At 59.2% G+C, this 12035-nt stretch carries 12 protein-coding genes, 2 tRNA genes and 2 pseudogenes; 9 read left to right on the top strand and 7 right to left on the bottom strand.

Annotated elements, in window-relative coordinates:
- Window positions 1-7: 7 nt before the first annotated feature.
- A pseudogene (locus FEZ63_RS26280) lies at window positions 8-116 on the bottom strand (IS5/IS1182 family transposase); the annotation flags it as partial.
- A 125-nt stretch (window positions 117-241) separates the two neighbouring features.
- On the opposite strand from FEZ63_RS26280, the gene FEZ63_RS19990 reads away from it, so the two are divergent.
- A complete protein-coding gene (locus tag FEZ63_RS19990) occupies window positions 242-766 on the top strand; it encodes a DUF1993 domain-containing protein (protein ID WP_150947787.1) in 525 nt (174 codons plus the stop codon).
- A gap of 151 nt (window positions 767-917) precedes the next feature.
- Here the strand turns inward: FEZ63_RS19990 and FEZ63_RS19985 are convergent, their stop codons facing one another.
- Entirely contained in the window at window positions 918-1859 is a 942-nt protein-coding gene (locus FEZ63_RS19985) for a hypothetical protein (RefSeq protein WP_201274226.1), read from the bottom strand.
- 269 nt (window positions 1860-2128) lie between these two features.
- Here FEZ63_RS19985 and FEZ63_RS19980 point away from each other — a divergent pair, with 269 nt between their 5' ends.
- Together FEZ63_RS19980 and FEZ63_RS26275 are read left to right on the top strand one after the other, a co-directional pair.
- Entirely contained in the window at window positions 2129-2629 is a 501-nt protein-coding gene (locus FEZ63_RS19980; RefSeq protein WP_150947785.1) for a hypothetical protein, read from the top strand.
- A gap of 21 nt (window positions 2630-2650) precedes the next feature.
- On the top strand, window positions 2651-3358 hold the full coding sequence (locus tag FEZ63_RS26275) for a sigma-70 family RNA polymerase sigma factor (protein WP_150947783.1): 708 nt from the start codon (window positions 2651-2653) through the stop codon (window positions 3356-3358).
- A gap of 303 nt (window positions 3359-3661) precedes the next feature.
- On the opposite strand, the pseudogene FEZ63_RS26270 reads toward FEZ63_RS26275, so the two are convergent.
- Window positions 3662-3793, bottom strand: a pseudogene (locus FEZ63_RS26270) (2OG-Fe(II) oxygenase); the annotation flags it as partial.
- A gap of 514 nt (window positions 3794-4307) precedes the next feature.
- Here FEZ63_RS26270 and FEZ63_RS19965 point away from each other — a divergent pair.
- Window positions 4308-4526, top strand: a complete 219-nt coding sequence (locus FEZ63_RS19965; protein ID WP_150947781.1) for a DUF3606 domain-containing protein — start codon at window positions 4308-4310, stop codon at window positions 4524-4526.
- Here FEZ63_RS19965 and FEZ63_RS19960 read toward each other — a convergent pair.
- Window positions 4523-4915 carry a response regulator gene (locus FEZ63_RS19960; protein WP_150947780.1) on the bottom strand — a complete coding sequence of 131 codons (393 nt, stop codon included), beginning with the start codon at window positions 4913-4915 and terminating at the stop codon, window positions 4523-4525. The genes FEZ63_RS19965 and FEZ63_RS19960 overlap by 4 nt on opposite strands.
- Window positions 4916-5233: 318 nt before the next feature.
- On the opposite strand from FEZ63_RS19960, the gene FEZ63_RS19955 reads away from it, so the two are divergent.
- From FEZ63_RS19955 to FEZ63_RS19945, 3 genes are all read left to right on the top strand, one after another.
- A complete protein-coding gene (locus FEZ63_RS19955; RefSeq protein ID WP_162419797.1) occupies window positions 5234-6247 on the top strand; it encodes an alpha/beta fold hydrolase in 1014 nt (337 codons plus the stop codon).
- 80 nt (window positions 6248-6327) lie between these two features.
- Complete coding sequence (locus FEZ63_RS19950) at window positions 6328-6618, top strand: hypothetical protein (protein ID WP_150947776.1); 291 nt, start codon at window positions 6328-6330, stop codon at window positions 6616-6618.
- Between the two features lie 227 nt (window positions 6619-6845).
- A complete protein-coding gene (locus FEZ63_RS19945) occupies window positions 6846-7700 on the top strand; it encodes a dienelactone hydrolase family protein (RefSeq protein ID WP_162419796.1) in 855 nt (284 codons plus the stop codon).
- A gap of 745 nt (window positions 7701-8445) precedes the next feature.
- Here FEZ63_RS19945 and FEZ63_RS19940 read toward each other — a convergent pair.
- The 3 genes from FEZ63_RS19940 to FEZ63_RS19930 form a co-directional block, all read right to left on the bottom strand.
- Complete coding sequence (locus FEZ63_RS19940; protein WP_201274224.1) at window positions 8446-8808, bottom strand: hypothetical protein; 363 nt, start codon at window positions 8806-8808, stop codon at window positions 8446-8448.
- Between the two features lie 141 nt (window positions 8809-8949).
- Window positions 8950-9023 (bottom strand) — tRNA-Gly (locus tag FEZ63_RS19935).
- A 19-nt stretch (window positions 9024-9042) separates the two neighbouring features.
- Window positions 9043-9127: transfer RNA gene (locus tag FEZ63_RS19930), tRNA-Tyr, on the bottom strand.
- Window positions 9128-9289: 162 nt separating this feature from the next.
- On the opposite strand from FEZ63_RS19930, the gene FEZ63_RS19925 reads away from it, so the two are divergent.
- Together FEZ63_RS19925 and FEZ63_RS19920 are read left to right on the top strand one after the other, a co-directional pair.
- Complete coding sequence (locus FEZ63_RS19925; RefSeq protein ID WP_150947770.1) at window positions 9290-10105, top strand: TrmH family RNA methyltransferase; 816 nt, start codon at window positions 9290-9292, stop codon at window positions 10103-10105.
- 246 nt (window positions 10106-10351) lie between these two features.
- The gene (locus FEZ63_RS19920; RefSeq protein ID WP_150947769.1) at window positions 10352-12028 is read left to right on the top strand and encodes an MFS transporter; all 1677 of its coding nucleotides are present in this window, start codon (window positions 10352-10354) and stop codon (window positions 12026-12028) included.
- Window positions 12029-12035 lie beyond the last annotated feature (7 nt).

The following is a 12035-nucleotide window of genomic DNA, read 5'->3' as shown; positions in this document are numbered from 1 at the left end:
GGCGCTTGCCGTTCAGCACGCGGCGGGTCATCGACGCGCGGCACGCCTCGCGGTTTGTTGGGCAGCAGCGGCTCGATAACGCGCCACTCGAAGTCGGTCAGATCGTATCGGCTCATACCAATGCTGAATCAGGGTTCCACCCAATGGGCAAAACCGCCAGCCTATGACCGCGCTAGCCTTTCCGTTGTGGCCATCACGCCATATGCTCACTGTGAATCAAATTGCTCGAGAGAGGAAGGCAATGCGGACATCACTCTACGACCTCAGCGTGCCGACCTTCCTGCAAACCGTACGATCCGTCGGAGGCTTTCTCGACCGTGCGGCCACCCACTTTTCAGACACCGGTGTCGATCCCGATAAATTCGTGAACACCCGCCTCTTCGACGACATGGCACCATTTCATTTTCAGATCGAAGCGGCATCGCATCATTCCGTGTGGGGGGTCGAGGCTCTCAAGACCGGCGCGTTCACCCCTCCCGCCTTGGTCGGACCTGTTCCCTTCACTGAGCTACAGGCGATGATCGGCAAGGCAGAAACGGCGCTGGAGGCGTTCGTCCCCGAAGAGATTAACGACTGCGCGGGCAAGCACCTAGACCTCCAGATCGGCCCGCGACGGCTTGCTTTCACGTCGGAGACCTTCATTCTCTCTTTCTCTCTGCCAAACTTCCATTTCCACGCCGTCACTGCATACAACATCCTGCGCTCGCGAGGCGTGCCGCTCGGTAAACGTGATTACGAGGGTCGGCTGCGCACCAGTTCATTCTGAGCCGAAACTTGGTCTCCAGCAAAAGGACCGTTGCCACTCGAACACCGCGCCACCCGCCTTTTATGAGTTCACGGCCTAGGACACTGAGCCGCTGAAACACTGTCCGAGAAACGGCCGCTCGCCGCCTTCGCCGGGATCCGGCGGCCCTGGGTTAGCGGATCGTTGCTGTCGTCCTGAGCGCGAACGCCTCCCGCGTGCCCCTCCTCGCTCCGAGTATCGCTGCACCCATGCCAAGCAGCATTGTCAGGAACACTGCGAAGGAGGTCCATACTGCCCCCTTTGCTGTAGCGTCGGCCGCTTCCCGCGCACGCAGCTCCGCCTGCTCCGCAGCTTGCTTGGTCTGCTGCTCAAGTCGGTCCACCCGCTGCTGCGCCTCTTGGGGTGGAATGCCGAACTCGGCCGCGACCAACCCGTTGAGGCGTTCTCTGTCCGGTGCGGGCAGGTTTCCATCGGTGATGCGGCGACGGACCAAGTTGGCAATTTCAGCCTTGCGCTGGTCCGAGTTCATCGCAGCCGGATCACCGCCGCCGCTGAGTGCATTTTGTGCGCGGTCTATAAGGCTCTGGGTTGTCGACTGAACAGTTTCCGTGCTTGTGCGATTTGCGATCTGTTCCCCCGCCGCGGAAGCAACCGACCCCGCGCCCTGGGCCAGACCTCCAAGAATGCTGGAAGCACTCCTGGTCGCCGTTGAGGCAACGCCCGCCAGGAGGTTGCCGAGAAGTACCGCTGAAACAAGAAAACTGGTGGCCCAGACGGCCAGTCCGTGAAGCGTCCCGTCAGTGCCGTCTGCGGTGCCGGACAGTCTAGCAGCCACATAGCCACCACTCGCTAAGCCGATCAAATTCGAGACCAGGAGCCAAAGGCCAGCACCGATTCCGAAGCTCGATGCAGCAGGGGTCTCGCGAGCGGTCGTATCAACCAACATCGCTCCCACGGCCGTGCCAAGGACGTTGAGCATCAAACCGATCATCAGTGCGATTGCAGCACCCGCGAAGATTGCTCCCCAGGAGATGCGGGAGCGAAGCGATGGCGCGCCTTCGATAAGGCTAGCCGATGATGTAGCACCACGTGGGTTTGAAGGTCCGGTGGTCATGATGCGATCCTCAGATTAACGGAGACGCGGGCTCTCCAACCCAAGACGATATTAACCTCCTCAGGTGGAGGCGGTTCCTGTCTTTGTGCAAGGGAATGAATCAGGAGTGGGCCTCATCAGTGATGGACTACCCAGCGAGGAAAAAACCAGACCTGACCTGAGCGCGAAGCACGCTGCAGCTTGGGACACGCAACGCCGAAGGTAAGGCGTACCCGACAGGAACGGGTGCTTTGAAGGAGCGTTCTCAAACAACAAAACGGAGCTTCCCCATGCCGAACCCCGATCAGAATACCAAACACGTCGATGCCGCTGAAAACAGCGATGAGCGCCAGGAGGAGAGGCTCGACCATGGAATCAAAGAGTCCTTCCCGGGCAGCGATCCGGTATCGGTCCAAGTGAGCAAGTATGCTCCCGGTGATCCTCGCGGCGAAGGCGAAACGCCGAGTTCTTCCTCACAAGAGCCTGGCGTGGAGGGTGTTATACCGGGCGTTGTCCAGCAAGCCCGAGAAGCCGCAGCCGCTCTCGCGGAAGGAGCACGGGGCGCGGCCGGAGTTCTGCTCGGCAAAAGCCAGGAATACGCCCCCGGCCTGGAGAGCAGAGTTCAGAGGGGACAGACCGCAGCGGTAGATGCGATCCGCAGGCATCCGATGGAGGTTGCTGTGACGGCAGCCTTGATCGGCTCTGTTGTCGGGGTGATTGCCTACGAGTTACTGGCAAGCAGACAACAGAGTCTTCGCCGTGCGTCATCTCAGGGCGTCCCAAGGGTTTGATGTCGCGTCGAGAGCCGGGCGATGACCAAACGCGCGAGTGCTTCCGTCAGACACGCAACTGCTCCCTCGCGGCCCGCGCTCGACGATCACACCTTGGCTTGTCTGGGCGACCAGTTGCGCAAGGCTTACGGGGACCCGGTCACTGACAAGCTTCCGTATGAGCTTCGCGGTCTCTTGAGGCGCGCGTTTCAGGTCATTCGTGCTTATCGGGAGCCTATCGACCAGGGCTTCGTCGCTGAAATGATGTCAGCCCTTTCCGAACTTCGTCTATACGCATTGTCGCTCGAAAGGGACCCCGTTCGGGCCGAGGATCTGATTCAGGAGACGATCTTCAGAGCGCTGTCACAGCACGAGCGATACGAGAGAGGCACCTGCCTGCGGGCATGGCTGTTCACGATCCTTAAAAACGCTTTCTTCACGCAGGTTCGCCGCCGCGAACGAGAGGTCGAGGACGTGGATGGTTCGTATGCCAAACGGCTGACACTTGCGCCCGACCAGAACGACAAGTTGACTCACCAGGAACTGCTCGCGGCGCTCGAAGCTCTGCCGAAGGAACAGCGGGACGTTCTCGTCGCTGTCGCAGTCGAGGGCCTGTCCTATGAGGACGCTGCGGTCAGAATGAACTGCGCGATCGGAACCATCAAAAGCCGGGTAAACCGCGCGCGCAGGCAGCTCGCCGCGCGCATGGGCCTGACGAAAGATGACATAATCGGGTGGACCCGAGTCTAGCATCGCCGTCCCCGATGCCGCTTCCGGGATTTCCTGGTTCAGCGGCATCGGAGATTGTCTCAGCGTTTCCTGTTCGCCGGACCCGACCAGCATCAGATAACGCTCCACCGTGGCCGGCAGATAGCTCTTCAAGCGGAGCCCAGCCAGCGTGCCGCCTAGCTCCTCTTCAGCGCCCGAATATGCCCTTGAAAAACTGCGCCACCTTGTTGTTTTCTTCTTTCGATCAAGGTCGGCCTGGCTCTTCACCCATGCTATCTGGACGACCCGGCGTTCGCCCGCAAAAGGCAGATGGCCGTGCCAGGAATTGTCAGACCGCAGGAAGGCAAACATGCTGCCCATGGTTGGGGGGATTTCAAGCGCGAAGGGTTCGTAATCTTTGCCGTTGTACAGGACCCGCAGCCGGCCACCTTCGTCTTGCTCCCACTCGTCGTTCATGTAGACGAGCAACGTCATGACTTTAGAGGGACCATCAGTGTGGATGTTCCCATACTTGGGTTGAGACCGTTTCATAATCGTGGTCAGACGCGGAAACTTGTGCAGATCCTGACCAAACCGCTGCGACAGAGCCTCGGTCAGTTGCGGACCCTCCAGTTCATCGATCAGCGCCTTGAACCGTCCCCGAAGATCGACCTCATCGACCGTCAAGTAACCTGGCTTGTAATGTCCGGAAAGTCGCCCCGCAGATCGGGGATTGCCTCGGTGTTAATGAATCGATCTGCCGACAGAAATTTGTAGGGTTCCTGAGAATATCTTGCGTGTTCTATTGAAGATAAGTCTATAATAGCCATCTCAAGCCACCATTGGTAAATAGACCGGAAAGGGAGATCAGACTTTCCATTTTGGTTGCAAAGGCAAGTGGCATTATCGGCACGAAATGGCGCAGGCTTGGTGACGGAACCCTTTTCACCGGCAGAGCTTCTTGATTCCGAATAACAGACAGGAGGAGACGATGCCTGATAACGCTGCGCAAACTGGCTCATCACGGGGCGCCGGTCGCGAGGGATATGAGCTCAACTTCTTTGCCCAAAAGCACGGCATCACCCCAGAAGTGGGGCGGCAGCTCGTGGCAGAGTACGGCAACGACCGCGCCAAACTTGATGCTGCTGCGTACGCGTTGAGGTCGAAAAAATTGACAGGCGAGAAGGGCGAGCGCGAGGACGCAGTCTAAGACAGTGGTGTTCCGCGCAGCGTCTCGCAAAAATCGGCAGCAAGCTCCGGAAAAAGGTAAGGTTTCGATATAAAGCGTCCCGGGAACGGCAGATCGTCTTCATTCCAGGCGAACCGCCCTGACGTGACCCACAAGCTGATGTGGCCCCACCGGGAATGGACGACCCTTGCTAGCGACAGCCCATCCATAGCGCCGCTCAGGTTGACGTCAGTAAACAATATCGCGATTTCGCTGTGACGGGTTTCGAGAATGACTAGAGCGGCCTCGGCATTCGTCACCGCCAGTACCGACAGGCCTTCGGCCTCGAGTTCATCGATAAGCGCCATAAGAAGAAGAGCCTCGTCTTCAACGATGAGGATCGTGGAACGAGGCCCTGCAGAATCAAACATCGTGGATCCGCCGCGGAGGTTTGGGATCTAAGCAAAGAGCTCGCTTATGGTTCCACCCGCGCGCGGTGCTGATAGCGTGCCAGCCTGACTAAGCGCTACTCCTCGCAATGGTACCGCTAGGCGAGGGAGAGGCGAACTAAGAGCTGGCTTGTCGCAGTCTGGTTCTCTCAAGCCAGTGGGAATCGCCCATCTCATCAGCCTTGAAGCTCGTGCGGCATCCTGCTCACAGCACAAATCTCTGACCCAAGCGTTTGTTGGTGGATGAACCAACTCGGGGTCCTTCGCAGGACCGCAATTGTGCTTGGAATTGAGGTATTTATGCGTGTCAGAAAAACACCCCTCCGCGCTGGACGGATTACGCTCAGACATTCATCTGACGAAGGGAAGATAGCTGCCGGGTTGTTCAGTGCCGCGACGGCAGCGGGACTGGTCGCCTGGGGATTTGCCGTCCACCTAAAAGCAAAGCGTGCCGAACGTGACAATCCGCCGATCGGCCGCTTTATCGACGTTGGCGGAGTGCGCTTACATTATCTCGACCAGGGCAAGGGAGATCCGATTGTTCTTCTCCACGGCAACGGCAGCATGGTTCAAGATTTTGTTGGCAGCGGACTTGTCGACTTCTTGGCGGAACGGTACCGCGTCATTGTCTTCGATCGTCCAGGCTTCGGCTACAGCGAGCGCCCGCGGCACCGCACTTGGACACCTGCCGCTCAAGCCGAGCTTCTGACGAAGGCTCTTCGACGGCTTGGCGTTGAGGAGACAACTATCATTGGTCACTCCTGGGGAACGCTGCCCGCGATCGAAATGGCGCTGCTAGCCCCAGACCAAACGCGAGGTCTCGTTTTGCTGTCCGGGCATTACTACCCAGAAGTCAGGCTGGACGTAGCAATCCTATCGACACCGGCCTTTCCCGTAGTCGGTGACGCTCTACGCTACACAATCTCTCCCGCACTCGGGCGCCTCCTTGCAAATAGAATAATTAGGAGGCTGTTTGCTCCAAGGGATGAACCGCCAGAATTCCGAACAACATTTCCGGTGGCGATGGCGCTGCGTCCGTCGCAGTTACGAGCGAGTGCTGCCGAAAGCGGCTTGATGCTTCCAGTCAACAGCGCCGCTCAAAAACGGTACTCGGAGTTGACAATGCCTATTGCAATTATCGCTGGGGCAGAGGATCGCATTGTCAGCGTACAACAATCGCGGCGGTTGCATGAGAACGTGCCTGACAGTGCCCTTCTGATTGTGCCGGAAGCCGGGCACATGGTTCATTACGCTAGCCCAAGCGAAGTGGTCAAAGCAGTGGACGATATCACTTCCCGCTCCAGCGGCGGATAACTTCAAGGCCACCTTAAAACGAGGACTGCAGCCTCTGCGCCCATTGCAGCCAGTCACGTTCACCAATGTGCAAGCGCTTCTTGAACTCTCGACCCCTCCCTTACCAAGGGAGTGATCCCGCCGACCTGCAGGCTTTCATCACCAGCAGCTTCATTACGACCGGTGCTTATTCGGGACTCGATGTGAACGGAACGATGTTCCTGACCCGCGATCAGGCCGGGCTCAGCACGCTTCAGGATTGGCTCGACCGCGGTGCCGAGATCCTCGAATTCCACCAGACCATGACGTCTTCCGCTCGGCCCGCGTTTCTCCATCGCACATGCCGCGACCTGGAAAAGAGATCCTCGTTTGCGCTCCTCCGAGGCTTGTGATGATATTGCTTTTGGACAAGGTTGCATTGCCGTAGGGATAGTCATGTCTGAAAAAGCAAGGACGAGAGACGATGAGATGCCAGCACGCACTACAGACTTTATTGATCCTCATTGGTCTAGGGGTCTCTTCGCAAACCGCACCTGCCGACCCCCTTCGCGATTTGCGAGCTGGCCAGAGAGGTCAAATCCTATTTCAATCCCTCACGCCCACTGGCCCGACGGAGCTCATGGCGAGACAAAGCCCCGAAGCAACCATCGCGGGTGTGCTGACGTTTCCGGAGAACTCGCAAGCCACGTCTCCTGCAATGATCATCATGCACGGCAGCGGGGGCATTATTCCCGGGCGTGAAGGAGCCTGGGCGGAGCGCCTGAACCGTATGGGGGTCGCAACTTTCGTTGTCGACAGCTTTACACCAAGAGGGTTCTCAGCGACGGGCGATGACCAAAGCCGCTTGCCCCTAGCAGCCAGCATTGCAGATGCACTCAGTGCCCTTCAGTTGCTCGCGACGCACCCTGGGATTGATCCCAATCGAATCGGCATTATGGGCTTCTCCAAGGGTGGCCAGCTTGCACTCTACACCACTCTCGAACCTTTCCGCCGTGCCGTGATCAGGGATGACGTTCACTTCGCGCTTCACATCGCATTCTACGCCTCTTGCTCAATCCCTTACCTGGCGGAGCAAACCACCAAAGCTCCAATCCTCTTCCTGTTGGGGCGCGAAGATGATTTCACACCCGCCGATCATTGCCGGCGCTATGCAGCGTTCTTTGAGCAGAAAGGATCGCCGATCGAGTTTCACGTCCTTGATGGAGCTCATCACGGCTTCGATCTACCAACACCCTTGAAATTTCTACCGCGGGCGCAGACTGCCAGGAACTGCGGTCTCGATATTATATTAGAGCCCGAAGTTACTGCTCAGCGCTGGGACACAGGTACCCTGATCGCGCCCATGGAAATAAAGCCATATCTGCGCACTTGCATGCAACGAGGTGCCTCCTACGGCGGGAACACCGAGGCTCTAGCCGTGGCGATCGATCAAGTCAGCAAATCCATCCTTAGATACCTGAAACCTGACCACTAGCATCGACCCCTCAATCTGGGAGACACCTTCGCGGCCATCACATGACGCATACGCCGACGACGCGTTCTGGATCGTAAGTATCAAGATGCGAGCCGTTGGCCGTCCGCGACTTTGTGCAGGAAGTCTAGATCAAGGGATGCCGTCGCGAGGCCATCGGGATCCCAATTTTTCACCTTCGCGGAAAGCGATATCCTCCCTGATCGCCGCGCTAAATTGCCGCAGCGATCCAATGAGGGGAGGAGCTTTACATGCACGGCTCGCAGGATTCGAAATTTGTTGTGAAGGACTTGAATCTTTGAGTTCTCAATCGGAGCGGTAGTGCTCAGGATTCACGCTTCCGATGTCCGCTTCAATTGGAACTCCGACTGAACCCGCAGGCGACAAACGCCGCTTCCGGATTCCGTCTTTCCATGTCCGTATCAGTTGTGATTGAGATGGATCTCGCAGTTGAGGTCACCACAGAGACGAGCGTGATGAAAAATCCTCATCATCCGGTGCGCTCATATAGCGGAACTAAGGAGCAAGCTCGAAAAGGCAATCTCGGTTATCTTGCTGTGAATAGGAAATGCATTTTCCCATCCCGCTCAGGCTCAGTTTAGCCATCCCAGGAAGGTTTGAGAGCGCAAAGAGAGTCGACGTTCAGCGGCGCGTTGACGACTTGCCGCTCAATCCAAGCATCCTAGCAGCGCGAAGCGGGTCCTATATTCCTCGTGTTGTTGAACGGTGCGAGATCTATCTTAATCGCCTAGCGCTGGTGGTCCACCGCGCCGGTAAGGACGGCGCCGGATTTCCTCCGATCCTGAGGCGTCTCGAGCGCGAGCTGGCCGAGGCAAGACAGGAAGAGGAAGGCCTCCATAATCTCAGGTGCCGCTTCTCGCGGTCCCCACCGAGCATGCGGCGTGCGCACATCAAGAATCGCCTCCATTCGCTCGGACAGTTCCTGCCAACTTGCCTTGGCTTCGAGCTCAGCCGCTGGCCGGTAGGCAAAACCCAATGCCGATGCCCGGCGCGCCGCAGCCGTATAGCGTTTAAGCGCCGCCGACTCATCTTCGTCGCACAGCATAGACGCCCAAAGATCGTGATCGGCTTGTTCGAGAGCATCCCTCATCGCCCTCGCCACCGCGAGGTCATGCGTCTTTAGCGACATTCGTATAACTGGGGCCCGCCTTTTCACGCGCCTCGCCACTGCGCTGCTTGAGGTTTCAAGCTAGATGCAAGGGGATAAGGCGGAGTGACAAAGGGAAAGGATTGGAGCGGGTGAAGGGAATCGAACCCTCGTATTCAGCTTGGAAGGCTGCTGCTCTACCATTGAGCTACACCCGCGGAAGTCTTCGAGTTCGGGTGGTGGGGGAAGTAGGACTCGAACCTACGAAGGCGTAGCCAGCGGATTTACAGTCCGCCCCCTTTGCCGCTCGGGACATTCCCCCATGAACCCAACCATCGGCTATGCGCTTCAGGCCGTTTCAGTGGGCGCTCTTATGGTTGGCACGCCCGCCCGTGTCAACACCAAAGCGTGATGAAAACACTCTGGTCGTGAACGCCTGAGTCCTGTGCTATGTGCACCGCGGCATCACCACGAGAACCCCACCATGAGCGATCGTCCCTCCACCCCCCGCAAACCCCGATTCCAGCGTTCGACGGGGCGGCCGGGACGCCGTGAGAACCAGCCCCGGCGGCAGTTCGGCGATCCCGACGTGATCGTCCTCTACGGCTGGCATCCGGTGGCGGAGGCCCTGCGAAACGGCAAGCGCGGCTTCAGGCGCCTGCTCGCGACGGAGAATTCGGCCCGCCGCCTCGCCGAGGAACTCGACGCGCCGTTGCCGATCGAGCCCGAGATCGTGCGGCCCGACGAGATCAACCGCCTGGTCGAGCCCGATGCCGTCCACCAGGGCCTCTATCTCGAAGCCGATCCCCTGCCCTCGCCGACGCCCGAGACGCTGAGCGGAACGCGCGTCGTTCTGGCGCTCGACCAGATCACCGACCCTCACAATGTGGGCGCCATCGTGCGCACCGCCGCAGCCTTCGGGGTGGAAGCCATCATCACGACCGCGCGCCATTCCCCGGCCGCCACGGGCGTGCTCGCCAAATCGGCATCCGGCGGGCTCGAACACGTGCCCTTCATGGTCGTGCGCAATCTCTCCGACACCCTGGTGGCGCTCGGCAAGGAAGGGTTCCAGCGCATCGGGCTCGATTCGTCAGGCGACCTGCCCCTCGACGAAATCCCCCTGCGCCAGCCCGTCGTCCTTGTTCTCGGCTCCGAGGGCAAGGGCTTGCGCCAGCGCACCCGCGATTGCTGCGATGCCATCGGCCGCCTCGACATGCCGGGCGCCATCAAAAGCCTCAACGTGTCGAATGCCGCAGCGATTTCGCTTTTTGCTGTGACTAAAGCCGTCTCGGGCAAATAGAGCGTCGCCATTGCGAGAGACGTAAATAGCTGATTTCGAAAGCAAATATCGGTCCGGTCGGCCTCTGTTAGACGGAAGTCGAAACTACCAATTGAGAATTGAAGGAAAGCCAGTCCTCGTTAGCGTTTCCAGCAAGGGATTCTTTAGTTGTCGCAAGGCAACGGGAAGACTTTCAGCCCGGGCGGTCAATCGCCCAACGGCAAGAACCCGGCATACGGGCATCACCGGATATTGGAAGGAAACGCTATGGCAACAGCTACCGCATCACCTCGATCGGGTGAAAAAGCCCGTCCGATGACGAAGGAGGAGAGGAAGGTCATTATCGCCTCCTCCGCCGGCACCGTCTTCGAATGGTACGATTTCTATCTCGCGGGCTCGCTCGCGGTGAACATCAGCCAGAACTTCGTTCCCGGCACCAACGAGACCGCCAAGTTCATCTTCGTCCTGTTCGGCTTCGCGGCGGGCTTCGCGGTGCGGCCGTTCGGCGCGCTCTTCTTCGGACGCCTGGGCGATCTCATCGGGCGCAAATACACCTTTCTCGTCACCATGACGATCATGGGTCTTGCCACCTTCGTGGTCGGCCTCCTGCCCGGATATGCCACGATCGGCTATGCCGCGCCGACCATCTTCATCATCTGCCGCCTCCTCCAGGGGCTGGCGCTCGGCGGCGAATATGGTGGTGCCGCGACCTACGTGGCGGAGCATTCGCCGCAGGGCCGGCGTGGGTTCTACACCTCGTGGATCCAGACCACCGCGACGGTCGGCCTGTTCCTGTCGCTGATCGTCATCCTGGGCCTGCGCCTCAGCATGTCCCCGGAAGCCTTTGCTGAATGGGGCTGGCGTATTCCGTTCCTGCTGTCGATCATCCTCCTGGGCTTCTCGATCTGGATCCGTCTGCAGCTCAACGAATCCCCGGCCTTCGTAAAGATGAAGGAAGAGGGAACCCGTTCGAAGGCTCCGCTCACGGAAGCATTCGGTCGCTGGGACAACGCCAAGATCGCCCTCATCGCCCTCTTCGGCGGCACGGCCGGCCAGGCGGTGGTCTGGTATACGGGGCAGTTCTACGCGCTGTTCTTCCTGACGCAGACGCTCAAGGTGGACGGGACGACCGCCAACCTGCTAATCGCGTTCGGGCTTCTGATCGGTACGCCGTTCTTCATCCTGTTCGGCTGGCTCTCGGACAAAATCGGCCGCAAGAGCATTCTCCTTGCCGGCTGCCTGATCGCGGCCATCACCTACTTCCCGCTGTTCAAGATGATCGCGCAGGAAGCCAATCCGAAGCTCATCGCCGCAACCGAACAGGTGAAGGTCGAACTCACGTCCGATCCTGCCAATTGCGGCGCACTCTTCGATCCTGTCGGCGTGCGAACCTTCACACGGCCTTGCGACGTGGCTCGCCGTACCCTCGCCAACAGCTCGATCCACTACGAGCTCATGGCGGGACCGGCAGGCTCACCGTTCGTCGCCAAGGTCAACGGCGTCGATGTGCCGACGACCGACAATACCGGTGCGGCGATCGTCGCGGCGGCGCAGGCGGCGGGCTACCCGAAGGCCGGCGACGCTTCGATCGTGAAGCAACCGACGGTCGGCGGCGTGTTGACCGACGCACGGACGCTGAAGCTCATCGGCCTCCTGTTCATCCTCGTCCTCTTCGTGACGATGGTGTACGGGCCGATCGCCGCACTGCTGGTCGAGTTGTTCCCGACCCGCATCCGCTACACCGGCATGTCGCTGCCCTATCACATCGGCAACGGTTGGTTCGGCGGCTTCCTGCCTCCGACGGCCTTCGCGATCGTGGCGGCAAGCGGCAACATCTTCGCGGGCCTCTGGTACCCGATCATCGTCGCGTTGATGACCTTCGTGATCGGTCTGCTTTTCCTGCCGGAGACCAGGAACCGCGATATCTTCACTTACGACGAATAGGTTTTAG

This window comes from Microvirga brassicacearum (genome assembly GCF_008757455.1).
Classification (GTDB): Bacteria; Pseudomonadota; Alphaproteobacteria; order Rhizobiales; family Beijerinckiaceae; genus Microvirga; species Microvirga brassicacearum.
Note: the sequence above shows the minus strand (reverse complement) of the source record. Positions and strands in the feature narration are given on the sequence as shown.

Excerpts from the sequence above, each read along its gene's own strand:
- FEZ63_RS19990 (WP_150947787.1), top strand. The coding sequence starts at position 242 with ATGCGGACATCACTCTACGACCTCAGCGTGCCGACCTTCCTGCAAACC.
- FEZ63_RS19985 (WP_201274226.1), bottom strand. The coding sequence starts at position 1,859 with ATGACCACCGGACCTTCAAACCCACGTGGTGCTACATCATCGGCTAGC.
- FEZ63_RS19980 (WP_150947785.1), top strand. The coding sequence starts at position 2,129 with ATGCCGAACCCCGATCAGAATACCAAACACGTCGATGCCGCTGAAAAC.
- FEZ63_RS26275 (WP_150947783.1), top strand. The coding sequence starts at position 2,651 with ATGACCAAACGCGCGAGTGCTTCCGTCAGACACGCAACTGCTCCCTCG.
- FEZ63_RS19965 (WP_150947781.1), top strand. The coding sequence starts at position 4,308 with ATGCCTGATAACGCTGCGCAAACTGGCTCATCACGGGGCGCCGGTCGC.
- FEZ63_RS19960 (WP_150947780.1), bottom strand. The coding sequence starts at position 4,915 with ATGTTTGATTCTGCAGGGCCTCGTTCCACGATCCTCATCGTTGAAGAC.
- FEZ63_RS19955 (WP_162419797.1), top strand. The coding sequence starts at position 5,234 with ATGCGTGTCAGAAAAACACCCCTCCGCGCTGGACGGATTACGCTCAGA.
- FEZ63_RS19945 (WP_162419796.1), top strand. The coding sequence starts at position 6,846 with ATGGCGAGACAAAGCCCCGAAGCAACCATCGCGGGTGTGCTGACGTTT.
- FEZ63_RS19940 (WP_201274224.1), bottom strand. The coding sequence starts at position 8,808 with ATGAGGGATGCTCTCGAACAAGCCGATCACGATCTTTGGGCGTCTATG.
- FEZ63_RS19925 (WP_150947770.1), top strand. The coding sequence starts at position 9,290 with ATGAGCGATCGTCCCTCCACCCCCCGCAAACCCCGATTCCAGCGTTCG.
- FEZ63_RS19920 (WP_150947769.1), top strand. The coding sequence starts at position 10,352 with ATGGCAACAGCTACCGCATCACCTCGATCGGGTGAAAAAGCCCGTCCG.